Annotated in this window: 18 protein-coding genes; 3 read left to right on the top strand and 15 right to left on the bottom strand. The window is 55.7% G+C overall.

What is annotated here, in order from left to right; all coding sequences use genetic code 11:
- Both J3456_RS17595 and J3456_RS17600 read right to left on the bottom strand, forming a co-directional pair.
- The coding region (locus tag J3456_RS17595; RefSeq protein WP_349581513.1) for a BapA/Bap/LapF family prefix-like domain-containing protein at positions 1-1,197 on the bottom strand (1,197 nt) is incomplete at its 3' end.
- Between the two features lie 240 nt (positions 1,198-1,437).
- A complete protein-coding gene (locus J3456_RS17600) occupies positions 1,438-2,916 on the bottom strand; it encodes a BapA prefix-like domain-containing protein (protein ID WP_349581514.1) in 1,479 nt (492 codons plus the stop codon).
- Positions 2,917-3,203: 287 nt separating this feature from the next.
- On the opposite strand from J3456_RS17600, the gene J3456_RS17605 reads away from it, so the two are divergent.
- The 3 genes from J3456_RS17605 to J3456_RS17615 all read left to right on the top strand — a co-directional run bounded on the left by J3456_RS17605 (position 3,204) and on the right by J3456_RS17615 (position 7,331).
- Positions 3,204-5,186, top strand: a complete 1,983-nt coding sequence (locus tag J3456_RS17605) for a hybrid sensor histidine kinase/response regulator (RefSeq protein WP_349581515.1) — start codon at positions 3,204-3,206, stop codon at positions 5,184-5,186.
- A 153-nt stretch (positions 5,187-5,339) separates the two neighbouring features.
- Positions 5,340-5,981 (top strand): response regulator transcription factor, encoded by a 642-nt coding sequence (locus J3456_RS17610; protein WP_349581516.1) that lies wholly within the window; start codon positions 5,340-5,342, stop codon positions 5,979-5,981.
- A 114-nt stretch (positions 5,982-6,095) separates the two neighbouring features.
- Entirely contained in the window at positions 6,096-7,331 is a 1,236-nt protein-coding gene (locus J3456_RS17615; RefSeq protein WP_349581518.1) for a glycosyltransferase, read from the top strand.
- Positions 7,332-7,351: 20 nt separating this feature from the next.
- On the opposite strand, the gene J3456_RS17620 is transcribed toward J3456_RS17615, so the two are convergent.
- The 13 genes from J3456_RS17620 to J3456_RS17680 all read right to left on the bottom strand — a co-directional run bounded on the left by J3456_RS17620 (position 7,352) and on the right by J3456_RS17680 (position 25,020).
- On the bottom strand, positions 7,352-8,707 hold the full coding sequence (locus J3456_RS17620; RefSeq protein ID WP_349581520.1) for a BamA/TamA family outer membrane protein: 1,356 nt from the start codon (positions 8,705-8,707) through the stop codon (positions 7,352-7,354).
- Positions 8,708-8,768: 61 nt separating this feature from the next.
- Positions 8,769-9,941: a beta-barrel domain-containing protein gene (locus J3456_RS17625; RefSeq protein WP_349581521.1), complete on the bottom strand. Its 1,173-nt coding sequence runs from the start codon at positions 9,939-9,941 to the stop codon at positions 8,769-8,771.
- Positions 9,938-12,070 carry a type I secretion system permease/ATPase gene (locus tag J3456_RS17630; protein ID WP_349581522.1) on the bottom strand — a complete coding sequence of 711 codons (2,133 nt, stop codon included), beginning with the start codon at positions 12,068-12,070 and terminating at the stop codon, positions 9,938-9,940. Before J3456_RS17630 ends, J3456_RS17625 begins: the two co-directional genes overlap by 4 nt.
- A gap of 47 nt (positions 12,071-12,117) precedes the next feature.
- Positions 12,118-13,356 carry a TolC family protein gene (locus tag J3456_RS17635; RefSeq protein WP_349581524.1) on the bottom strand — a complete coding sequence of 413 codons (1,239 nt, stop codon included), beginning with the start codon at positions 13,354-13,356 and terminating at the stop codon, positions 12,118-12,120.
- Positions 13,357-13,394: 38 nt separating this feature from the next.
- Complete coding sequence (locus J3456_RS17640; protein ID WP_349581525.1) at positions 13,395-14,171, bottom strand: hypothetical protein; 777 nt, start codon at positions 14,169-14,171, stop codon at positions 13,395-13,397.
- 272 nt (positions 14,172-14,443) lie between these two features.
- Complete coding sequence (locus tag J3456_RS17645) at positions 14,444-16,798, bottom strand: hypothetical protein (protein ID WP_349581526.1); 2,355 nt, start codon at positions 16,796-16,798, stop codon at positions 14,444-14,446.
- Between the two features lie 481 nt (positions 16,799-17,279).
- Positions 17,280-18,107, bottom strand: a complete 828-nt coding sequence (locus tag J3456_RS17650; RefSeq protein ID WP_349581528.1) for a tetratricopeptide repeat protein — start codon at positions 18,105-18,107, stop codon at positions 17,280-17,282.
- Positions 18,108-18,125: 18 nt separating this feature from the next.
- Entirely contained in the window at positions 18,126-19,865 is a 1,740-nt protein-coding gene (locus tag J3456_RS17655; RefSeq protein ID WP_349581529.1) for a pilus assembly protein TadG-related protein, read from the bottom strand.
- A 40-nt stretch (positions 19,866-19,905) separates the two neighbouring features.
- Entirely contained in the window at positions 19,906-20,280 is a 375-nt protein-coding gene (locus tag J3456_RS17660) for a TadE/TadG family type IV pilus assembly protein (protein ID WP_349581530.1), read from the bottom strand.
- Positions 20,281-20,321: 41 nt separating this feature from the next.
- Positions 20,322-21,281: a type II secretion system F family protein gene (locus J3456_RS17665; RefSeq protein ID WP_349581531.1), complete on the bottom strand. Its 960-nt coding sequence runs from the start codon at positions 21,279-21,281 to the stop codon at positions 20,322-20,324.
- Positions 21,274-22,236, bottom strand: a complete 963-nt coding sequence (locus J3456_RS17670) for a type II secretion system F family protein (protein ID WP_349581532.1) — start codon at positions 22,234-22,236, stop codon at positions 21,274-21,276. Before J3456_RS17670 ends, J3456_RS17665 begins: the two co-directional genes overlap by 8 nt.
- 1 nt (position 22,237) lies before the next feature.
- A complete protein-coding gene (locus tag J3456_RS17675; RefSeq protein WP_349581533.1) occupies positions 22,238-23,788 on the bottom strand; it encodes a TadA family conjugal transfer-associated ATPase in 1,551 nt (516 codons plus the stop codon).
- Complete coding sequence (locus tag J3456_RS17680) at positions 23,785-25,020, bottom strand: CpaE/TadZ family protein (RefSeq protein ID WP_349581534.1); 1,236 nt, start codon at positions 25,018-25,020, stop codon at positions 23,785-23,787. The genes J3456_RS17675 and J3456_RS17680 overlap by 4 nt, the downstream gene beginning before the upstream one ends.
- Between the last annotated feature and the right edge of the window lies 1 nt (position 25,021).

Raw genomic sequence — 25,021 nt, forward strand, 5'->3', positions numbered from 1 at the left:
GACACCAGAGTTGCCGGTAACCTCTCCTAGCAACCCACCATCCGAGATAACACCATCAGTAAGGCCGATGCTGTCATCAGGAACACCATCTCCCAGTAGGGGCTGCCCTAGAAGGTCCTCACTCAGGGCCTCGACCGGTGTACCATCGCCGACCAGGTCGCCAAGCGCGCCCTCCGAGCCGGTAATGCCTCCCAACACCCCAGAGTTTCCTGTTAGGCCTCCCAGAAGCCCGTCATCCGAAACCAGCGGGTCAAGAAAACCCTGTTCCGCAGCATCGGTTGGATCGGTCGGGTCCGTGGGATCGGTTGGATCAGTTGGGTCCGTAGGATCGGTTGGATCAGTTGGGTCCGTAGGATCAGTCGGATCGGTCGGGTCCGTAGGATCGGTTGGATCAGTTGGGTCCGTAGGATCGGTTGGATCAGTTGGGTCCGTAGGATCAGTTGGGTCCGTAGGATCGGTTGGATCGGTCGGGTCCGTAGGATCAGTTGGATCGGTCGGGTCCGTGGGATCGGTTGGATCAGTTGGGTCCGTAGGATCGGTTGGATCAGTTGGGTCCGTAGGATCGGTTGGATCGGTCGGGTCCGTAGGATCGGTTGGATCAGTTGGGTCCGTAGGATCAGTTGGATCGGTCGGGTCCGTGGGATCAGTCGGATCGGTTGGGTCCGTAGGATCAGTTGGATCGGTCGGGTCCGTAGGATCGGTTGGATCGGTCGGGTCCGTAGGATCAGTCGGATCGGTCGGGTCCGTAGGATCAGTTGGATCGGTCGGGTCCGTGGGATCGGTTGGATCAGTTGGGTCGGTAGGATCGGTAGGATCGGTCGGGTCCGTAGGATCGGTTGGATCGGTCGGGTCCGTGGGATCAGTTGGATCACCCCCATTACCGCTGCTACCGGCCGCTGCACCAACTAGGCCTAAGCCACCAACCGCTGCCGCGATCAAGCCCTCATTGGACATCTCACCACCGCCACCGACAAGAGGATCACCTTCGACCCCGCTCTCAGTTCCATCAGCAAGGATCAAGCTATGTAAAGACCCGTCCGCCGCAGGAGTGTAAAAATCAACGACTGTAATCACATCCCCGTTCGAAAGGGTAATGAACAAATCATCCCCTTGTCTTGAATAACGCGCGATATCGGAACGGTTAACGCCAATCTTGATGCCAATTTCAGGCCCGGCTTGAATGGTGCGGTTTGCCATTGAAAACTCCTCATAGAGACAGCCTCAGAACGAAGCCTACCTCAAAAGTATGTATAACTAACTTAAGTATATTAGAAGCGGCCGCTAGCCTGCTTGTCAACCCTGTATGGGGAGGCCGTTGCCTCCCGCACTCCGATGCGCACCTTTAGAAGAAAATCGTCCGAAACCCCTATAATAAGGGGGAAAGCCCCACATTTCTGCGGGGCTTTCGATGAACGCGAGAAGGCGGAAACAGATTGTTTACACGCCCTCTACCGAAGTCGAGAGATCAAAGAGCATGCTATCGCCGCCAAGGCCATCCAGCAGATCGGTGCCGAGATTGCCCAGCAGACCGCCGCCATCGCCACCCGCTCCTAGTAGACCAGCACCGGTCAGGTCGCCCAGCAATCCGTCCTCGCCGGTTACATCGGCAAGTAGCCCCATTTCCCCAATGAGATCACCAGCCAAGCCGTCGGAACCGCTCACATCACCTAACGAACCTTCGTTCCCCGTTAAATCTCCAAGCAGACCGCCATCTGCGACTACTGGATCAAGCAAGCCGCTTTCGCCCCCCAAGGTGGAAAGCAAGTCCTCAACCGTATCAGAGACGGCACCTGCCGGACCGCTGCCCCCCCCGGGGAGGCTGCCAATCAGGCCTTCGCCATCAAAGATGCCACCCCCTCCGGCGAGCAGACCTCCGAGGAGGTCGCCCTCGCCGCCAAGCAAGCCGCCACCAACACCCTCTTCACCAAGAACACCGTCAAGAACGCCACCCTCTCCGCTGAGCAAGCCGCCGACGACACCCTCGTCTCCAAGAACACCATCCAAAACACCTTCTACGGCTTCGACGACACCATCCACCGCACTTTCTTCACCCAGTAACCCCTCGGCCAGCCCGGTTCCCCCAAGCACGCCGCCCAAAAGGCCGTCCTCAGACACAAGACCACCCGTCAAACTGCCAGACCCATCACTGTCCCCAAGAAGACCGCCGCCCGTTAAGGTGCCGACCAGACCCTCCTCTCCGGTAACAGGGCTCAGAAGCCCATCATCACCGACCAAATTTCCAAGCAGCCCGTCAGACCCGGTCAGATCTCCCAACAGTCCATCGTTACCGGTGAGTTCGCCTAATACGCCTTCATCTGCAAGAATAGGATCCAGTACACCACTGTCTGCTGTATCCGTAGGCTCAGTTGTATCTGTCGGGTCAGTTTGGTCCGTCGGGTCCGTAGGATCGGTTGTGTCCGTAGGCTCCGTAGGATCAGTTGCATCCGTCGGATCAGTAGGGTCGGTTGCATCCGTCGGATCGGTTGGCTCTGTAGCATCTGTCGGGTCAGTTGCGTCTGTCGGATCGGTTGGTTCTGTAGCATCTGTCGGATTGATTGGGTCGGTAGGGTCAGCGGGATTGATCGCATCATCGCTGTCATCAGCAAACGCAAGAGAAGCTGTCGTCAGCGCCCCTAACCCGGCACCAATTTGCTCCATGCTGCCCCCAAGCCCGGCAACTTCTTCTTTTTCGTCCGGCGTGCCCTCGACACCACTGAACGTCCCATCGGCCAACATCAGCTTGTGAGGCACACCGCCCGCTGCAGCTTCATAGAAGTCAGATACGACGATCTTACCCCCATCACGTAACTCTACAATGAGGTTATCCCCCGACTTCACATATCTGGAAATGTCTCCTTTGGTGGCATCTATCTGCACGTTGGCCGCATCTCCGGCCCGGAGTTCAGTCATCGCCATTTTTCCATCCTCTTTCCATCCCGCGCCCTTTCAGGGGCGTGATCATTGGTCCACCCAGTTTCCAATTAATGAGACCACATACTAAAGTTTAGGTCAATGGCATTGCATACATACTTTCGGCTATATAACCTCGCGTTGCTCATGCACACCGATATCCCGCAAAAGCCCCTCAAGCGGAACCACCTGGTTGACGATGCGCACTTAGGATCGCACCATCTCCAACAGGCACTTAGATCGGTATGTCACCCCTTCTGCCCACCGCAAAACGAAGCATGCCGGAGAACCAAATGCCCGAAGAAAAAGGTTCGGCTTTGAACGCAGCAAAAGTCAGACCTGTTTTGCAGGCAGTCGCACGGTTGATATCCACCGATCGCCGCATCGCGATACTCACAACAGCCAAAGCGGAAATTCTTCTTTCGAACCCCCCTGCGAACCAATTGGGGTTGGACTCGGCAGCCCTTAAAACAGCCTTCAGTTGGCCTACGCTTTGCACGCGCGCGCAGCGCAGCGGCAGCGTCGCAGTATCTACAACGTACAATGGCACGCAGCTTGAGGGTGAGTTGATACATCTCCCCCTTAGCAAGGCCGAAACCTTTCTCTTGCGTTTGGTGGAAACCGATCAAGAGGCCGTACAATTACAAAACCGCGCACGCGCAGCGACCCTACTTCGAGTGGCCCACGACCTTAGGACACCAATCCAATCTGTATTGGCCTCAGCCGAAGCACTTTTTGATCAGGAGCAAGGGGCAACGACGGCGCCCAACCCGAACATTAATGATGTGCAAAAGTCGGCACAGCTGGCACTCGCCCATATAGAAAAAGTGATCCGCGTGATCCGGGGCGAGCTGACCGGTGCCCACCTGCAGGCCGATGAAGATTTTGACTTAGGCGAAGAAGCACAAACCATCGTCGATATGATCAAACCCATTGTGCACAGCCGTGGCGCGACCGTGACTCTGGATGTGCAGCCACAAGACCAACTTCGGTTTCACGGCCCCGTGCATCTGGTCCGCGCCTTACTACAAAACATGTTCGACAATTCAGGCAAACACGGTGGGAACGCCATCGACATACATATTACATGCGCGCGCGATCCAAGGCAGCAAAATCCTAGAAAACAGAACGAAAACATCATCGCCATTGAAGTCGCCGATCAAGGCGGCGGCATACCAGAGGCCCAAAAGGCGCGTCTGCTAGGAACCAATGCGGAAGGGAGGCGCAGAGACCAAAGCGCAGGCGCCACGACCGACCGGACCAGTGCGGGGATGAGCGTTTTAGCCCATGCCATCAGCCATCTTGGCGGCCGCATTGAACTACTTGACCGAGCCCATGATGGCGGACCGCTGACAGACCCGTCCCAACCCGTGGCCGGGACGATCATACGCGCAACATTTTCGTTACCCCGCGCCGGTGCAGACACTGCAACCGAGAACCTAGAAGCCCCAGCGAGCAGCGAAGGACTTCTGAAGGGCCTGGGGATACTGGTCGTAGAAGACAGCCCCTCGAGCCGAGACTGGCTGGTCCATAGTCTTGGCCAAGCGGGCGCAAAGGTCGAAGGGGTCGAAAACGGATTGCAAGCCTTGCGTATTCTGCAACGGCCCGACGCGGCCCAGACCATTCACATTCTGCTGACCGATATGACACTTCCCCATATAAATGGCGTCGAACTCCTCCGCAGCATCCGTGATGAACAATCAAAAGGCAGACTCGACTGGGACGGGCTAATTCTTGGACTGACAGCGCATGTGAACGATAACCTGCGTGAGGCATGTATGAACCTCGGCATGGTTCGACTTTTGGAAAAGCCAATCCGCAATGCGGCGCTCTGCCATGCAGTTTACTGCGCGGCACATAGTAAGGACGACAACACCGACCCCTCGGCGGATGGCAATGACCAGCCCTACAAAAAAGCGGCCGCAACTTTAGCAGAGCCACTTTCTAAGAAAGTGCTTAAAGATCTCACCAAGCAGCTTGGGAATGAAGCCGCATTGGGCTTCATGAGGCGCGCACATGCCGAGGCACAGGCGATCCTCGATCAGATCAGACCTGGCAAGCAGAGCACCGAAACCAAACGCTTGCTACACGCGGCAACAGGGTCTTCTGGGCTGACTGGGCTTAGGCTCTTAGAGCAAAGCCTGCGCCAAGTGGAGCTTTCTTTCGACACCTCTGAAACGACCCAGCAGATTGCACTTGAGAGGGCGCGGGACGCATTGGAAGCGACTCAAAAGGCTATGAGTGGGATTGCCGCTAGTTCAAGCACCAGCAGATGATCGCTTGCTTCGCTGCGGTTTCGTGATAAATCTAGCGTCCGGGCCGACAGACGGTCCTTTTTTGTTCGACCTTTGTCGCTTCAATATCGTCCAACGATAGTGCTTTGACTAGGGGATTTCACCCAGGGGCTTCGTAAAACAAAGATGAGTAATATGACGACCCCGCAAAACAAGCCGACCCGGATCCTAATCGCAGACGACCATGCGATGATCTTAGAGATGTTCGAGCAATTTCTATCAAACCTTCCTGATTTCGAAGCACAAACTGCCCCCGACCTTGAAACTGCGCTCGACAAGATCGAGGCGGACGGACCCTTCGATCTAGTTCTGGTAGACCTCGACATGCCAGGCATGAATGGCATTACAGGCCTCTCAAAAGCACTTGAGCAAAACGGCGGAAAGCCGGTAGGCATCCTAACCAGCAACCCCACCGCACATGTTGTGTCAGAAGCGCTGGCACTGGGCGGCGCAGGGATCATCTTAAAGACGCAATCGCTCAAAAGCCTAACCAACGAAATACGCTTCATGGCCAATGGGGGCCGATACGTGCCAGTCGAACTCATCGACCGGCCGCGCGCCAAAGTCCGCGAAGCCTCAAATGACTCCTCTTTATCAGATCGTGAGATGTCCGTTCTTGCCCTTCTCGCTCAAGGTAAGCCTAACCGAGAAATTGGAGCCGAACTGGGCTTGGCTGAAGCAACTGTCAAAATGCATGTAAAGTCTATTTGCGCCAAGCTGGGAGCCAGCAACCGCACCCAAGCGGTCATCGTCGCTCGCGATCTAAACATGTTCTGAACGGGCAACAGCCCCCTCCCCCAGCAACCTTAGTTGCATCCACAAGTTTATCTGCGCTACGCTTTCATTACATCCTCTCTAAAGTTTAAGAGAGGGCCAAGTGCGGAGCCCATGGTGAGCAAGCCAGTTATCGTCTTTGCAGGCGCAGTATACCCCGGTCAATTCGGCCTATTATGCGATTACTTGCGTCATTCAGGCCTAGCTGAGAGCTACTTTCTAACAACACCAGGGCATATGAAGCGCAACCGCCACCGCGGCCGCCACATTCTTGGCTTCCGCCCCGACGGCCCAATCATAAGCAACGACCGATACTATTATTCAGCGAAAGTAGAACGCTCTGCTCGTATTGGAAGAGGTCTACTGAATGCCCTTCGCGACCTGCGCAAGCAAAAGCGGATTGATGTAGTGGTCTCACATTCCCTCTGGGGCGCACCGCATTTCCTGTACGACGAAATCGACGCCGCAATTGTCAGCTATATTGAATTTCCAAGCTTCCGCGCGCATGGTTGGGACCCGGCCTATCCACCCGACTTGGCGCAACGGATTACAGACCGGAATGCTGAGATGCTAAACTTCCATCAGGCCGTCTCTAGCGACTTGGTAATTTGCCCCAGCCAACATGCCAAAAACATGTTCCCCCCCGCCCTACGCGCCAATATCGAAGTGCAAATGGAGGGTTTTGATTTTCGATCAATGCCGGCACCGGTGACCGGTGGCCGCGAGAAGATGGTAATAGGCTTCGCGGCAAGAGATTTGTCCTCCGCCAAAGGTTTCGAAACCTATGTGAGGCTGGTCGACAAACTGGTATCACAAGGCGTTGACGCACAGTTCGTTGCCTTCGGCGGCGCGGAAGAAGCAACCTACGGCTACGAACAACAGGCTGTCACAAGACGCCACAATGGTCAGGTCCAAACGTTCCGTGATCACTTGATGCTCACCTATCCCAGGGCCGCGAAGGTGATCGAATTCCCTGGCAAATTGCCTTACGAAGAATTCTCAAAGCGGATCACAGAAGTAGACCTTTTTCTCTACCCGCTGAAGTTTGGCGTCGCGAACTGGGGCTTGATGGAAATACTAGGACGCGGGGGCTGCGTCTTAGCACCCGACCGTGGATATGCCGCTGAGATAATCCAAGACGACGTCAACGGCCAACTTCTTCCAGACAACGATGACGCTTGGCTCAACGCAATCCTCGCACTTTTGGAGGATCCGGCACGACGCTTACGCTATGGGCAAAAAGCGCGCAGTATTGCCCGCACTCAATACGACCTGTCTGTCACAGCCCCCCGCTATATGACGTTGTTCCGACAAGCGATGTCCAATCGCGCGGCCCGCATCGGGAGCACGTGAGAGAGAGAGAGTCCGTTTATCTAGAAATATGTGCTGAGACCCAGACCAAAGGTCTGCCGAGCGTCGCCTGGCTCGCGCTCTAAGGGGCTGGCGACATAAAGCGAAACAGGAGTTGCTCCAATATCGAGGGTAACCGACACACCAAGACTGCTACGGCGATGCCACCCATCATCGATCATCCCGCCAAGCGTGTCATCTAGCCCCCAGCTTCCCCCAGTATCTATGAATATGCCCCCAAGGACGGGTGTGTGTAATAGCTCGCCGAAATCACGTTGCACTTCGATAGACGCACGAACAAAATTATTGCCGCCTAATGCGTCCTCCCCATCGCGAGGCCCAATACCCCGCGGTGCAAACCCACGAAAACTGTCCGCGCCGGGGTAGAACCGATCGATGGCTCGAGAGGTATTGCCGTCCAAGCCAGAAACCGCGCCCGCATCAAACCCCAACAGCAAACGGGTCTTATCTGCGACCGGAAACTGCATCCGTGCCTCAAGCCGTGTATCTGAGAGCAGGTCAGATGTTCCAACGTTCCAGAAATACTGATCCAGCTTCACGCTGTAACCAAAGCTCTGCCATTGGCCATCCGCTTCTTCTTGTTCAGTCCAACTTTTATGCGCCACCCCAAACCGAATATAAGGCGCCGCGATACCGTCAGTCTGCTCGCGCACCAACAAAGCACTGGCACTCGGATCAAGGTTGTAAAGTCGGTGGTCTCGGTATCCGATGCCCGCTTCAAACCGTGTATCGGCCCGCCGCAACCAAGCAAGATAGGCCTCGGCTCGTACTGTTTCATAGCTGAAGCTGCGATCATCAAAAGTTTCACGCCCCGCTACGACCTCAACCCCCAAATCTAGCGACGTCTCAAAGGCTTCCGTCCGATACAGGTTCGCACTATAGCGCTGCACTTCTTCACCATATTCAAGGCGCATCGCCCCATAGGTGCGGTCAAACAGGTTATAGCGCTCAAAGGACAAACTGGCTGTCAGCCCGTCCTGTGAGACATAGGCAAGACTCGCATCAAGGCGGCCAGGTCTTGTATCCAACTCCTGGACCTCAATAACCAGCAGATCACCTTCCAACGAGAGGTTTACGGTTTCAAACACGCCCGTCGACATCAAACACTCTTCAATCGCCATCAGTTCCCATCGGGAATAAGCGATCCCCGCCTCAGCCCCGCAGGTTTTTTGGATGTCGCCTTCAGGAACGAACTGCGCCCCGCGCACCTCCACACTGCGCACATTCTGCTCTGCAGCCGCCGCGGCCCAAGGCAGCCCCACTGCCATTGCCCCCGCCAGCGATACTGCTCGCGGCACAGCAAAGAAGAGGGCGCGAAACGCACTTAAGGAGGGCAGCAGACAAGGCAAGGGCAGCACTTTCTATGTCATCTTTTGTATACAATACAGACAGGGCCAGCAGTGACCCTACCATATGGGTTTAATGGAGGCGCGCCTTAAGAATGGGGCGTGTCAGGTAGCTTAAAATGGATCGGTCCCCACTCTCAATATCAACTTGGGCAATCATCCCTGGGCGGATTGCGTACTGTTCCCCAAAGCGTTCCAAATAGCTTCGTTCAGTGCGTACCATGACGCGGTAAAAGTCTGCTGGACCTTGGGGCGTATCCTCTTCGACCGTATCTTCGGAGATCTGGGTGACCACACCGCGCAAATCTCCATAGGTGGCAAAGTCATACGCCGTAATCTTAACGCTCGCAGGCATGCCTGGCGCTATCAGTGCAACGTCTCGCGGCTTGACCTTTGTCTCAATGATCAACTGATCATCTGTCGGCGTAATCTGCATGATTGGCTCACCTGGCTGAACAACGCCCCCAAGTGTGGTGATCTCGATGTTGTTAACCCTTCCCGACACCGGAGATCGGATCTCCGTCCGCCGGAACTCGTCCTGCTTTTGAACCAATTCCTGCTGCATCATTACCAATTTGGCCCTACGTTGAGCCAAGTCCTTGTAGGCGTCTTGAACATAGACATTGCGGGTTTCACTGATCTTTCCATCAAGCTCGGCCTTCTTCTGCTCCAGTTGCAGCAGATTGATACGACTGACCGACCCATTGGCGGTTAGAGGCCGCGTGATATCGATTTGCTCCTGAATAGCGGTACGCTCCGCTTCAAGAGCCTCAAGCGAAGCTTCCAGCTTGGTGCGTCTTGCTTTGAACAGTTTCAGTTCAGTCAACTCCGAACTGTTGGGCGCATCCCCAAAATCCAATACGGGGCGCTCAAGGACTTCTGCTTCCAAACGCGCCACCTCTGCAACCAAAGCTGTGATTTCAGATTCCGCTGAGAGAAAGGCGGATTCAGACCGGGTGGGGTCAAGGCGGGCCAAAATCTGACCTTCTTTTACAATATCGCCTTCTTGCACCGCTAATTCCGCAAGAATACCCCCCTCAAGGCTTTGGATCGTCTGCATTCGGCGCAGAGGAATAACCCGGCCGTCGCCTCGGGTGATCTCATTGATCTGAGCGACAGACGCCCAGCCGATGGCAACGATCAAAGTGATGACGACCGTCCGTATTGTCCAACGCGCAATCTTCAGTGTCTGGCGTCGGTAGCTGCCATCTAGGTGGCTGACTGACATGTCATCAACGGTGGTCATTTCACAGCCTGTACCGGCTTATTCTGAACTGCGTTGGCGCGCGCGGTGTTGAGAATGCTCAGCAAATCGCCGTCGCGCGCCACACGGCCTTCCTTGAGCACGATCGCGCGTTCAGCAAGCCCTAGCAATTCCCGCTTATGCGTCGAAATAATCGTCGTCCGGCCCTGCAGCCATTCCTTCATATGGGCGATAACCTTGCTTTCCGTGAGGTGATCGAAAGCCGATGTCGGCTCATCCAGCAAGACAATCCGAGGATCCTGCAACAGCACCCGGGCAAGGCCAATGGACTGACGTTGCCCCCCAGAGACATTCGCGTTGCCCTGCAGTTGAAGGTCGAGACCGCGGACATGACGTCGCACGAACGTCCCCAAACCCACCGCATCCAGTGCCTCAAGCAACTCCTCATCAGAATGCAACCCGTGATCCAATAGAAGATTGTCGCGCAAAGTACCTTGGAAAAGTGCCACGCTCTGCGGCAAATAACCAATCTGACGGCGCCGGTCGATGGGATCAATCTGGCTTAAAGACAGACTGTCTACCAACACACTACCCGACTGCGGATCCGTCAGCCCCGCCATCATGCGCAAAAGTGTCGACTTCCCAGCCCCGTTGCCCCCAAGCAGCGCAATACGTTCACCCGCTTTAATCGAAAGGTCGGGGATAGAAAGGATCGGCGGCGCTTGAGGATCGTGACGGAACACCACATCGTCCAAGACAAAAGCGCCTGAAAGCGCAGGCGCGCGGACGAAATGGCGATCATCGGGACGCTCCACGGGCAAATCCATAATCTGATCCAGCCCCTCCATCGCCGCACGCACATGCTGCCACCGCGCCAAGAGACCAGCCACCTGCCCCATCGGGGCCATTGTACGACCCGAGAGCAATGTGCAGGCGATCAAACTACCAACGGTCAGCTCACCCGCGCTGATCAAATAAACGCCTGTGATAATCACGCCTGCATAGGCCAGCTTTTGAACTGAGCTGACCAGTTGGGTCATGAAATTGGTAATGCTGCGGGTTTTAATCGCCGTATTGGCCATCGTTGCCGTTAACTGGGCATGCGCACGTTGCAAACGGCCCTCAGCGCGCGACGCTTTTACGGTCTCCAAATTTGAAATCGTTTCCAGCAAAAGCCCATTCAGCGCAGCAGCCTCACGCGTGTTCTCTCTTGAGGCTCTCCCAAGCTTCTTCTGCATCACAAGTCCGGGCAAAACCGTCAGAATCACGCCCGCCAGCACCACCAGCGCAACTGGTCCCCCTATAAACCAGATTACCCCTACAAAGATCAGCACGAAGGGCAGATCGCAGATGGCTGTCACGGTACTTGAAGTAAAAAACTCCCGCACGGTGGCAAAGTCTCGAACTTGGTTCGCAAAAACCCCGGTAGAGGGGGGCTGATGCTTCAACCGCATGTTGGCGACCTTATCAAAGAGCTGCGCCGAGAGCCGCAGGTCAAGATCTCGCCCAGAAACATCAACGAGCGTTGAGCGCATAATGCGCAACACCAGTTCTAGAACGATCGCAATACCCACACCGCTGGCAAGAATCCACAAGGTGTCGAATGCGTTACTTGGCACCACCCGATCATAGACCTGCATTGAAAAAAGGGCTGTCGCAACAGCAAGCAAGTTGGCCGCAAAAGATGCCCAAATGACATCGCGGTAGATGCTCCAGTTGCTCAGAACCGGTCCGAAAATCCAATGTCGACCATTTTTGGTATCCTCCAACCGGCTGCTCACAATATCGATCGGCTTCGATATCAAGACGCGCCCATCATGCATTTTGTCCAGCTTACTGCGCGGCCATAGCGCACGACCGCCACCGGATTCCGGCAAAATGACCCGCGCCTGCGACTCTGGAAGCCCCTCCAGGACAAGGGTTCGGCCGTCCTTCAGAAAGACCAGCGCAGGCAAGCAATGGGCAGGCAGTGTGTCCAGAGATTCTCGGCTAACCCGGCAACTCATGTTGACCCGGCGCAAAGCGAGAGACGCCATATGCTCAGCTTGTACGGCGTCACTTGCCTTGGGCAGACCATCAGTGAGCTGCTCAGCCGAGGTCGTCACGCCTTGCACCCGGCAAAGTTCAACAAGACCAGCGATCAAAGAGCCTGCGAAGTCATGGTCTTTCATCTCTGCTCCTTTATAAATCATAGTGCTCCAACCACCGCCTTCGGTTATTATGATGCGGTGTTGATGATCAGTGTGCCTAGAACACCCAGATCGTGCGCGGCTTGGTATTCCGTGCGCTTGCGCTCCTCGTAGGTGTCAATTTTTTCAATCTCTGAATCGTAAAGATCACGACCTGTGGTCAGCAGGTCCAAAAGCTCGCGCTGTCCCCCAATGAACTGCTGTTCGTAGGTGTCGAGCACCCGCTGGGATTCAAGCAGCTGCTGAGCACGTGCCTTCTCCGTTCTGCGCAGTATGCTGATCTGTTGTAAGGCGCTCGTCGCTGTATTCGTCAGTTGCCGCTCAGTGAAAACCAATGTGGATTTCGCCGCCTGCAGGTTCAGCTCCGCTGACTGAATCTTACGACGCCCAAGTCCGCTGGAACTGAGATCCACACCCGTGGAAAGACCGACGGCCGCGCTGCTTTTGCCTCCGTTAAGGGCGGCACGACCCTGGGCCTGTAGTTTAATCGTGGGCAAGCGGGATGCCCTAGCCGTCTCCACCCCGGCTGCAGCTTCATCCGCCCCTGCCCGCGCGGCGACATAGTCAGGCGCAATACGCACTGCAGATCGGATTTTTGCAGCTTCAGCATAGCGCCGACCATAGCCAAGATCAGGCGGCGCCACGATCGAGCCAACTTGGCGGCCCACCAGAAAATCAATCTGCGATAACGCGATGCGGCGGTTCGCAACAAGCTGTGACAGTTGGTCTTCCGCACGTGCAATCTCAAGTTGGGCGCGCGCAACTTCTCCATTGTCGCCGATCCCTGCCCGCGCACGGGCCTGTGCCTGATCGGCAATCCGCTGAGCAAAGGCGGTATAATCACGGGTACGCTCAATTTTGCGGTCAATCACCTCAACATCGATAAAATATTGAGCCACCTGAAGGGTAAGACCTTCCACCGCCATTTTTAGATCCGAAACCGCCTGAACGCGGACATGGGAGGCGGCGTTGATCTTACTGCGGATCAACCCCCAGTCGAATAGAACCTGCGAAACCGTCACGGTAATGCCTGGCCCATCGGAATCTGTGGTGGATGTATCGCCAGATACGCTAATGCTTGGGTAATAGGCATCACGTGCCGCTTGAATGTCTATAGATCGGCTAGCAACCTTTTGACGAAGTGCGGCGACCTCACCGTCTCGTTCCGTGGCTTGTAATACCGCTGTACGCAACGAAACCTGCGCCGCAACAGGCGCGGCTAAAGTCAAAATCAACGCTGTTGCAGCTGCAAAATGAACCCAACTCACAGCGCCTGTGAAAACACTCTGATTGCGCCTCGCAGTCCTCATCCAACAAACTCCGTCATCAATTCAGGTGGTAAATCGTGCTGGAATTCCGCCTCCACCGGCATCTCTGCGACCGACAGATTTGCCCCTCCAATAAATGCACCATTCGGGGCATCGTCCGCCGGATCGCTATCTTCCATAGCGGCGTCCTCGGGCGTTTCGCCGGTCTCCACGTCGGTGGTCGGCACCTCTGGATCGTAGTCTTTCGGTTCCAACGCATCGGATGCCGTACCGATCACTTCCTCGACGGCGAGTGCAAAGGCTTGCGCCTCGCTTTGCGCAAGCACAGGTGCCTCCTCTTCGTCGCTTCCCGATAGGAAATTAACTCCCGCTCCCAGCGAAAGACCGGTGCCTGCAAACAGCAAGGGGCTAGACCAATCCATGCTCTCGCCAGCCCCCTCTTGAACCTCGGAAAGGCCAGCCAGGACTTCCCTCTCCGCCTCAGAACCAGCCTCTACTGATCCTTGGGCATTCCTATCCGTGATATAGGACGGCTCGGGGCCCATCAGTCCGGTTACAAAAGCCTCCCCATTGGGGAGCAACAGGCGGCTAAAGTCGCCCTCCTCACCAATCACAAAAAAGTCCCGTACCAGCAGCGTTTTGCCATCTGCAAAGCTCAAGGCTAAATCAGACCCAAGCTTGTCTGAGGCAACAATGGCCGGCGTGCCCCTTGCAAGGGAAATATCTGCCGGCGTGCCCAACGACATATTCGACACAGCCTGTACGCCCTCGCTTTCCGAGGTTCCTCTTTGCTTAAGCGTTACGCCAACGGACAAAATAAGTCCTTTCTGTCAATAATACGCACTCACAACCGTCGTGTGTTGTCGTGAAAATCGGCAACCAGTCTAAAGTAGTTTATTAAGAGCTTTTTCAGCCTTTCGTTACAAGGATAAATACCCCCACCCAAAAGGATGCAGCCCAATTGGGCCAATTTTGTGACAAAAGAATAAAATACCACCTTAAGAATAGATTAGGTGTAATCGACATTATAAAGGCGATCGAGAGAGCCCCGTATCGCCAGCTACTCTAGATGTGCGCGCAGCGCCTATCAGGCGTTGTCGCTGTCGAAAGTATCTTGGAGCAATCCGCCCAAGAGAGAATGCCCCTGATCACCACCTTGGTCAAAGAGAATGTCGAGCGCGCCCTCGACTGCGCCTGCTTCGGCAACTGCGGCATCTTCAGCTCCGAGCAGTTCGCCCGTCTCTTCGGCCGCTGTATCGCTGCCAAACAGAGCATCGAAAGCTCCATCTTCGCCGGTGATGTCACTCACTCCGCCCGCGAGAATGTCGTTCAACAGATTATCGACCTCACTATCAGGCGCGTCCCCCCCAACCGGATCGGACAGACCAAGCACGTCTTGTTCAACCAAGCTACCAGTGAGTCCCTTTTCACCTGTCAGGCCGGCGAATAGATCATCACCCTCATCGGTCTCAACGACGTTGAGGCCAAAAACATCATTCTCTCCAAGCAAACCGTCGAGCAGCGTTGCCCCAGAATCCAGAAGCGTTTCGACGGAACCCAAGGAATCTTCAGCGGCTCCAGCCACCAATGTGTCAAGGAAACCGTCATCACTTGAATCGCCTTCTTCGGCGGGTTTCTCAACGAGCAATGCGTCGTCAGAAGGCTCAATCCCTAGGCGCTCGACAACGGGCTCCACGGCTCGCGGTGAAGCAGCCTGTCCGCCCAACAATCCACTAAGAACACCACCGACCACAGGGATGTCATCAACCACGCCCCCAACGCCCACATCTGGATTGAGAGCTGGCCCAGAAACCAGGGTCTCGCCCTCCGGAGCGTCTGAAGTCTCAGGGACTGCCATATCCGACAACTCAGCGGGCTCGGTCTCTTCAACCTCAACCACGCCACCACCCAGCAGCCCTCCGACAAGACCACCCACGAGCCCGTCATCGCCAATTAGATCATCAACAACACCATCGCCGCCTAAGAGGCCGCCGGCCAGCTCCCCCTCTCCAAAGGCACCGCCGACAAGGCCATCCTCTCCAACAATATCGTCGGAAACTTGCGCTACAGTCTCAGTGGTTGCCCCGAAAACGTCGGAAGCCTCAATGCCGGTCGTATCAGCCAGCTCGGCAGAAACGATCTCTGTGGGCTCAGGGCTCCCCCCACCCAGCAATCCGCCAAGCAAGCCATTATCGCCAAGAAGGCCACCCACGAGCCCATCGTCGCCAAGCACACCGCCGACAACACCGTTTTCCCCCAACACGCTCCCGACGAGCCCATCTTCTCCAGCAAGGCCATCAATAACGCCGTCTTCACCAAGAAGACCGCCGGCCAAGCTCTCATCACCACTACCGCCGCCGAGAAGGCCATCAACAACACCACCGACCAGCCCATCCTTGCCAAGCACGCCGCCGACAACACCGTTGTCACCCAACACGCCCCCGACGACCCCATCTTCGCCAAGCAGGCCATCAACAATGCCATCTTCGCCTAAAACGCCTTGGACTAGACCATTTTCACCAAGCAAGTCGTCAACAACGCCGTCTTCACCAAGAAGGCCACCGACAAGGCCATCGTCACCGAGAACACCCCCAACAAGACCGTCTTCACCGAGCAGGCCATCAACCACGCCATCTTCACCCAAAACGGCACCAACAACGCCACCGTCGCCAAGAAGACCCGAGACGAGGCCATCTCCACCGAGCAGAACGCCTACCACCCCATCCTCGCCCAAAACGGAATCAAGCGCGCCCCCCTCGCCGAGCACACCGCCCGCCAGATCACCGTCGCCAATTACCGAGCCAACGATGGAGCCGACGGGACCTTCAGCCCCTGCAATATCGTCAGGCAGCAAATGATCACCGGGCACGACCGCGATAGTGGGCACAACTTTTTCCGCCGCGCCGACAGCCTCATTAAGTTGCGCTACAACAGATGGAGTGGTCGGTGTGCGCGCCGTACCTTGGATCGACACGCTGCCGATAGCGCTCCCATCGACCCCGATGTGGGATGTGAGGTGACTCTCTTGGGCGCGCGGTGCGGCAGGCATCTCAGCATCATCTGCATCAAAACTCGCTCCTTCAAGAGGATCAACGCCATCTGTTTCAATCGGGGCTCCATCAGGTTGGAAAGCTCCCCCAAGGTCCTCGCCCCCAGCAACATCCGCCGTTTTCTCGGTAGGAGATTGGGTTTCACCCTGCGCTAAAGAAGCTAAGATATCCGCCCCAGGCAAGGTTGCAGCAAACGCCATCAAACCGTCTTGAGACGCGCTTTGCGCCGCCAAGCCCATGCCGATCGCACCAGCAGTAACAGAAACACCAGTGCTGCGTGGGCTCATATCGCCTGCAGGCCGCAACAAACCTAGCGGAATCGTGGAATGACCGAATTGATCGGCGATTTGATCACGCCCCTGCGCGCCCTTGCTGCTCTCAAACTTGCCCAACTGGCAGCTCCATAACTTTGCGCAACTTCACTTCAATTACGCGCCTTGCCACCCCCAGAGCCCCATTTTGCTAGCAGCATTCACAGGAGGCGACATACTTTTTGTCGTATACAGCTCAACACAACCTTTGCTCAGCCAAAAACATACCAAAGGAGTAATGACTTACTATAGTATGCCCTCCAGCCCTATCTGGCAAGAAATTCAGCACCTATCTGGCGGAAACAATTCCTCATAACTGTTCAGCCACGGCCAAAAAGCCACAGCCCAACGCCTCTACACCTCAGGCGAGGCCTCCTCAGAAAGAGGCGATTATAAGCTATCAATCTAAAGCAAGCCTTTAGAAATGCTTGGCGATGCCAACGCACCACCAAGCAGATGACACTGCCGCTTCTCCGCCGGCGCACGGCGTTCTGCCCCGCTCGCTCTTGGAGACGACAGTTACGCGCGAAGCTTCCCCGCGCGGCCTTAAAGACTCTTACCGTTACGCATAGACCAGCGAGCCGATCTTCTTGCCCTCACCAAGCATCCGCCTCAAGGCGCGGTAGATCGTAATGTTCTCCTCAATCTCATTCGCCTCAAGGTCCAAGGCAAGCGTCGCTCTCGCATCTTTTTCCCGACCAGCAAGCCCATATACCATCGCAAGGTTGTCGCGCACATTAGGTGCAGCGGCCGGATCCTGTACCAACTCCTGCAAGATCGAGATACTCTTCGCCTGCTGACCACTAAGGGCAAGCGAAAGGGCGTAATTATTACGGAGCACAAAATTGGCGGGATAGTGAGCCAGGCCGTTTTGGTAAACTTTCTGAGCTTCAGCATGCCGTGACAGCGTATCAAGCGCGACACCTTTACCTGTGATCGCAGAGAGGTTGTTGCGATCAATAGCCAGAGCCTTGTCGTAATAGGTTAAGGCGCGCTCTGGCTGCTGCAGGGATAGGTGAACACGTGCCAAGACCGCCAAAACCTCAACATTGCGCGCATCAAGCTCATGGGCGCGGCCGAGCACCGCCGCTGCACGACTTTGCTGCCCGAGCCGGGAATAGCTGTCACCCAGTCCCAGCAAAGCCGCCACAGATTCCGGATCCTCCTCCACAATATCCTCAAACAAGCGTGCCGCGGTCTGGTGGTCCCCAGACTTGGCCGTTGCCTGCGCAAGCCGCAGGCTTGAAGAAGCAGGCTCTGCGGCAGGGTTGGGCCGGCTTTGCTCTGAAGGTACGGCGCAGGCCGAAACAAGAACCAGCAGAAACAGGGCGCCGAGAGGGCGGAGCAATGATTTACAAAAAGGCAACTTTATCTCCAGCTGAAAGGTCATACTTGGAAACTGGCATACTCATCGGACAAGTAGAAGTCGGTCGCACGCTACGCCGTGTAGGGTGAGATCGGCCTCCCCTATACCAATACCAAGGATCTCGAGCAGAGCATCCAAGATCGCATCAATAGGGGGGAGCAGGCTGGCGAGGATATCTCCGAGTATACCCTCAACCGTCGAAAGAACACTGTTTAGCAAGCTGTTTACCAAACCAAGACTGATGCCAGCCGCTCTAAGCTCAATATCCAAATCAGCGTTAGATACGAGTGCCGCCGCGACGCTTTCAAGTACACGGCCGGACCCAAAAGTCCTTTCGAGAGACGTGCCCCCATTGGTAAGGTCCCCCAGTGTGAAGCTTACCTGCGCCTGCTCAGAAACAGCCAATGGGGCATGCGCCTTGATTGTGATCACGGCATCCAACAAGGGAAGGCCCAAAGGACGAATATAAGTCCCCAAGAAATCTGCCGCTTTCCAGTCAGCCTGGTTCAGTGGTTTTGTGGTGTTACCGAACTCCAACGGCTCATTTAGCTCGCCTAAGAAAATCTCAGCAGCATGGGTCCCCGTCCCGCCGGTTAAAGGATCAGTACCAGTATCAAAGGTGGCAATGACATCCCCGGGTGTTGTCGCACTGCAATCAAGTGAGGAAAGCGTGACGGTGGCGCTGCCAGCTTCAATATAGATCGGCAAGTTGATCGAAGTAATGTCGAGGCCGCCATTCACACCATTCAGAACCGATGGGCCAAATGCCAGATCAAGCTTGAGGCGTACCTGAGCCGTGTGAAGCGTGGTCCCGCGCTCCCCAACGGTGATCCACCCAGAATCCACAGCACGCTCACCGACCAGCAAATCGAGATCAATCGATGTTAAACCTGGGATGCCGAGATCAAGGCGCGTCGCAACATGTCTATCAGCATTGATGATATCTGCCGAAGCGTTCAGAAGATCGCGCGCCGAAACTGTGATTTCAGGCAGTAAGTCCGGCGCCAGTGCTGTTATATCTTCGCCTTGAATCAATATGAGGTCCGAAACATTAAGAAGCTCCTTGGTGCCGCTATTGATAAGGGCTGTCAGCGCTCCGGTGAGGTCCCCCGCGGGATTTGCATCAAGCAGCGCCCCGGCAACATCTGCAATATTCGCATCCGCTATAAGCAGGTCCTCATAGTTACCCGCCGTTATACCAAGGCGTGTCGCCAATGCGTCTGAAAAGTCCAGCAAGTTGATATCGGCATCTGCCAAGGCCTCATAATCAAGAACATCGAGCTTTACCGTTGTGCCCACAGCTTCAGACAGCACCGCGTTTAAAAGCCCTGCTTCTATCCTGACCAGCCGCGACCCCAAACTGAACGAGGCCGTATCATAGCGCGCAGCGGTCGCCTTAGCCTGGAGGCGCGTCGTATTCTCATCAAGAAAGACCTGTGCAAAATATAAAGGCGCTTGTGTAGTCAGGGTGACGCGTGCGGCGTTGACATCCGTATCAGAAAGATCCCGCGCCGCGAGACGATCCTCTGGCGGCAGCTCTGGGTCACGGATGAAACGGCCATATTCGATGGCTGTGAGAGAGCCTTCCTCCAGATCGTTGCCCTCTATTGTTTCTATCGCACGCGTTCTGGGGTCTGCTTTGAGGTTGGAGGCTGCACTCACGGCAGCCAGATCGGCTCGAGTCTGCAAGGTTTTTTGTTGAAAATAGAGGACACCAACGTCGATGCCGAGCGCCATGAACCCCATGAGCATCGTTAGCATTAGGGCCGCAATGATCAGCATTGCCCCCCTCTCATCCTCTTTGAACCTCTTGGAGAGCACCTTAATACGCAAGGTAGCTGCTCCTCGAGACCTCAGGAATATCCAAGCCGAGGAAGCCATCTACCAAGTCAATGGCCGACCCGCTCAGATTGTAGCTGATGGTGACGACGATGCCCGGCCCGGCTGTCGTGGCGGGTGATATCGCATGGCTGACCTTGCCGCTTTGTAATATAGGAAACCGAGAACTGGCACCTAAAATGAACTCTTCCGCCTTCGCCATGCGATTGGCTTCAGATAGTTCGAGAACAGAGTGCCGCGCGGACTCAGCGGCAAGCTGCTGCAAGCTGTGAGCGATTGAGAAGTATTGGCCAAAGCAGACAATGCCCAGGAGAATGGCCAGCAGGAGAGGCAGGACCAAAGCGAACTCCACCGCCACCGCCCCCTCCTCACCCCTCCAGAAACAGTTTTTCCGGCCTGTCATCCCAACGCACCCCCCATAATATTATCAAGGATGTTCAGGGCTGCAGGGCCGATCAACACCACGAAAAGTGCTGGCATGATAAAGAGGATCAATGGCACGGTCATCAAAGCCGGGATGCGCCCCGCTTGCTCTTCGATCCGCAACAAACGAAGCGCACGCTGGTCACGCATCAAAGTCCGCAGAGCTTGTGAGATTGGCGTGCCATAACGTTCGGCCTGCATCATCGCATTCGAAAAGATAGATATTTCAGAAAGCGGCAAACGCTCCGATAAACTGATCCAAGCTGCATCCCGATCCGGCAAAACATTAAGTTCGACGTATAACTGCCTGACTTCAAAAGAGAGCGTGGGAGCAAAATCATTCAACTCGCGTGCCACCCTGTTGATCGCTGGCCCGAAGCTCAATCCCGCCTCGGTCGCAATGACCAACAATTCAAGCATGTCCGGGAAGGCTTTATGGGCTTCAGCGTATCTCTTCTTCTGACGGTATTTGAGAACCACATCAGGGAGCTTGGAGAGCATGAGTGCTGCCGCAAGCGCAATCATCGCTTTCATGAACAGTCCCAGCTCGCTGGCATCATCAAGCGAGAACCAGAGCCAAGTGAAGGCAACAGCTCCAATCGGCAACAACAGCTTCAGAAAGGAATAGATCAGCAGCGCATCGCGCCCGCGGAAACCTGCGGTGCGCAGCAATCTCGCTGAAGCTTCAGCTTCACCGCCATTGACGATGGAAAACCGCTCAGATGTGTTTATAGCGATACGCTTTGCCATCTCCAGCAGCACGCTAGAGCTTGATCGCTTCGGCATAGAGCGATCATTGCGCTGCAACTTCATTGTACGATTCAATCGCGCCATACGCGCGCGCGCGTCAACAGCGTTCAACACCGCCATCTGCGCAAAATAGAAGATTGGTGCTGCGATAAGCACCAAGGCAAGAGGAGGCACGTCATCAAACATCAAGGCGCGACAATTTATACATGCTAAATATCCCCATCCCGAGGAAGCTTAAGCCGACCACGCTAAGGATGCGTCCGCGCGCATCAGAGAAGAGAGGCTGAAGGTATTCAGCGTTCACTACCCAGAGGATGAGGCCGATAACAAAGGGCAAAGAGGATAGAACAACCGCACTTACTCTGACCTCTGCCGATAAAGCAGCAGCCTTCTTACGCAATTTACGACGCTCGCGCAGCATATTGGCGAGGTTTTCCAGCGTCTCAACAAGGTTGCCACCCGTTTCGACCTGAAGGCCTGCGGCAACAACGATAAATCTTGCTTCTTGTGAGCCGATACGATCGGCAATACCGCCGAGCGCCTCGTTCAACCCCACACCGAGGCGCATCTCTTCGCAGCAAAAGCTGAACTCTTCTTCCGCGATACCTTTGGCATGATTGGCCACCACCCGCAGAGCTACAGGTGCGGGTTGTCCAGAACGCAGTCCGCGGGCGAACACATCAAGACAATCAGGCAATGCTTCATTGAAAGACTTCACTCTACGTGCGCGCAGATGCCCCAGCCAAACTGTGAAAGACAAATAGCTAGCAAGCCCCGAGATGAGCAGCGCCAACGGCAGAGGTGCCAATTTGAGGGCCTGCAATGCCAAGACCATCACAACAGCTATAGCCATCATGACGGCTATAGCAGCCCGATGTCTCATTTCGAGCCCCGCCTCACGCAAGCGCGTATCAAGTAATCGGGCAAAACGACCGCCATCGACCTTGCCCCCCCCTTCTCCATCCTCAACCGCAAGGCGGCGCGTCCTATGCTCGGGGGCTTGAAGCGGATGGTTCTGGGTAAATTTTACCAGCCTTTGAAGCCGCGCCTGACGCGCACGGTCAAGGGCAATTACCAGAGTCAAACCAGTGGCTGCAAAGACACCAAAGATGAGAAGGAAAAAGGCAAATACCTGCAGCACTCTAGACCTCCAATGTACGGCGCAGCGCGTTTTCCAGACCCATTTCTGCCGCCCGCGTTATGAAGTAGGGGGTGCTGCCTGTCGCCTGATGCTTACCCACAATGGTTTCACCTGAACGCTCGAGATCCGGGCTAAAGCGGAACAGCTCCTGCATGCTAAGCGTGTTGCCCTCCGCGCCCACGATCTCGCAGATCGAGGTAACTCTGCGCACCCCATCCCGCATGCGGGCGATCTGAACCACCAGATCAATCGCGGAACTGATCTGCTGGCGAACGAATTCACTGGGGAGAGCCGTTCCTGACATGGCGATCATGCTTTCAAGCCGTGTCAGCGCCTCACGTGGGGAATTGGCATGAAGAGTGCTCATCGAGCCGTCGTGGCCTGTGTTCATGGCTTGCAAGAGGTCCAGGGCCTCCTCACTTCGCACTTCGCCAATAATGATCCTGTCAGGGCGCATCCGAAGCGTGTTGCGAAACAGATGGCGCATGGTGATCTCTCCGAGACCTTCGATCGACGGCGGTCGTGTTTCCAAAGATACAACATGGGGCTGCTGAAGGCGGAGTTCCGCAGCATCTTCGATTGTCACGATGCGCTCAACCTCGGATATCTCACCTGATATCGCATTCAGCAGGGTGGTTTTGCCGGACCCGGTCCCCCCCGAAATCAAAACGTTAAGCCGCATTCTTGCCGCGAGACGCAAGAACTCTGCCATGGCCGAGGATAGGCTATCGCGCGCCACGAGATCTGCCAGCTGCAACTCACCCTTGGGAAATTTTCGGATCGTAAGCGTTGGCCCTTTCAAAGCAAGCGGAGGGATCGTTACATTTATGCGGCTGCCATCTGGCAGGCGTGCATCCACAAGAGGAGTGGTCTCATCAACGCGCCGCCCCGCCAATGAAACGATCCGGGTGGCGATATTAAGGACATGCTGATTGTCTCGGAATGTGACGCCCGTAAGCTCCAGCTGCCCGTTCCGCTCAATGTAGACTTGCTTGGGACCATTCACCATGATGTCGGATATGGTGTCATCGGCCAGTAGCCGCTCCAGAGGGCCAAAGCCCATCATATCGTCGAGAACATACTCAACCAGTTGGGCGCTTTCAGCCCCGTTAAGCTCTAACTTCTGCTTGCGACTAACGCTGCGAACAGCCCGGGCGATGGTTTCCCGCTGTAAGTCCTCCGATCCTGATGAAAGCTCCGTGAGATCAAGCAGTGCCATGATTTCAGGCATGACGCGTTGACTGAGACTGTTGAGGTGGCGGTCAAAGCCCGCAAGGGAGGCGCTTCGGGTGGGTCCCGGGGCCACCTCTACCGGGGCCGATGGAGCTATCACCGTCAGTGTATCAGCCTTCTCGGCAAGCACCCTAACCAGATCACGTTGCTCCTCAATCGGGATCTCTTGGCCGGTCTGCGCCTCATACCAATCTATGGCCCGACTTACGACGTGAGGTCCCGGCTCTGCACCACTTGAAATGAGTGAACTGACCTTCTCAACAAGCGCTGCAGGTAATGAGGTATTCTCTTGATCAGACATTCTTGGCGTCACCGTCATTTGCCTCGCCCCTTTCCACCGAGAAAGCCCTTCCTTTTAGGCTTATGACCCGGCTCTACAGGTGCCTCGAGGTCGCTCATCAGGCGGGTGATGGCACGGCTATATGCCCCCTTCTTGGAGAGCCTTCGGACAGGCTGGCCCTTCAACGATGCGCGCGCCAGCTCAGATCCACTTTCTGGAATCTCATGCAGGTCACTGATGTTCAGCGCCTGTTTGACCTCTGACGGCTTGAGCCCCGCACCTCGACGCCGCTTGGACATCAAGTAGGAAAAACGCGGTGGATTGGCGCTCCCACTGGCTCTCTCAACTAAGCGGCTACAGTTTCGGACAGAGGAGAATGCGGGACCGAAAACAAAGACGATATCGTCCAACTCCTCGGCCAACCCAGGCTGGGCCGCCAATAGACCCCGCGGCAGATCGATGACTGTTAGAGGGAAGCTCTGACGAAAACGACGTAGCAGCGGTGGCAGATTGGCTTCCATCCCGGAGACCCCAGAGGGGTCATTCACGCTGGCCGAGTAAAGATAAAGCCCGTCTAAGGGCATTGCCATTGTCGAAGTTAGAAAAGTATCATCCACCCGCTCGGGCACTTGGAGAGCATCTAAAAGCCCCATAGTTAGGTCGGCATCGAGATCGGCGGCAATGGAGCCAAATTCGAGATCGGCATCAAGAAGGGCAACGCGGCTCTGAGGATCACCTTTGGCTTTCTTACTCCGCACTGCGTCAAGATATGCGACGGCGAGGTTCTCAGCAATTGCGCTCGCGCCCAGCCCCCCAGAAGCCCCGCAAATAGCAATACAGCGAGACGGTACTTTCGAGAGCGTTTCTGGTGCAACCGAGCCCAGTAGCTTTGATACCTGCAGCTGACGGTCCCCCAGTGGCAGGGGCAGGTATTCCTGGGCCCCAGCCTCAAGAACATCTTGATATGTGGGGATATCGTTCACATGCCCTACGGCAATAACACGTGATCCAGCGTCCTTTAGCTCTTTGATCCGCTCCAAAGCAGGTGCAAAAGCTGCCCCCAACTCAACGATTAAGATGTCGCCGAGGGGAGCTGTGCCGATGAGGCGGGCGGCCGTTGTCACGGTGCCCGGATGTATCACAAGACCTGACGTCTCACCGATCTGGGCCACAAGCTTCTCGGCTGCGTCGCGCGCATTCTCAGATTCAACGAAGGCTTCAATCTGCGTGTGCTGCGCCCTTGGGTTAAGCTTCACTTTACCTTGAAACACA

The sequence above is a fragment of the Sulfitobacter sp. NFXS29 genome (assembly GCF_040148765.1).
Lineage (GTDB): Bacteria > Pseudomonadota > Alphaproteobacteria > Rhodobacterales > Rhodobacteraceae > Sulfitobacter.

What these genes read in the sequence shown, in the direction of transcription:
- J3456_RS17655 (WP_349581529.1), bottom strand. Translation starts at nt 19,865, where the DNA reads ATGCTGATCATTGCGGCCCTAATGCTAACGATGCTCATGGGGTTCATG.
- J3456_RS17600 (WP_349581514.1), bottom strand. Translation starts at nt 2,916, where the DNA reads ATGGCGATGACTGAACTCCGGGCCGGAGATGCGGCCAACGTGCAGATA.
- J3456_RS17610 (WP_349581516.1), top strand. Translation starts at nt 5,340, where the DNA reads ATGACGACCCCGCAAAACAAGCCGACCCGGATCCTAATCGCAGACGAC.
- J3456_RS17665 (WP_349581531.1), bottom strand. Translation starts at nt 21,281, where the DNA reads ATGTTTGATGACGTGCCTCCTCTTGCCTTGGTGCTTATCGCAGCACCA.
- J3456_RS17630 (WP_349581522.1), bottom strand. Translation starts at nt 12,070, where the DNA reads ATGAAAGACCATGACTTCGCAGGCTCTTTGATCGCTGGTCTTGTTGAA.
- J3456_RS17675 (WP_349581533.1), bottom strand. Translation starts at nt 23,788, where the DNA reads ATGACGGTGACGCCAAGAATGTCTGATCAAGAGAATACCTCATTACCT.
- J3456_RS17605 (WP_349581515.1), top strand. Translation starts at nt 3,204, where the DNA reads ATGCCCGAAGAAAAAGGTTCGGCTTTGAACGCAGCAAAAGTCAGACCT.
- J3456_RS17650 (WP_349581528.1), bottom strand. Translation starts at nt 18,107, where the DNA reads ATGACCTTTCAGCTGGAGATAAAGTTGCCTTTTTGTAAATCATTGCTC.
- J3456_RS17625 (WP_349581521.1), bottom strand. Translation starts at nt 9,941, where the DNA reads ATGACCACCGTTGATGACATGTCAGTCAGCCACCTAGATGGCAGCTAC.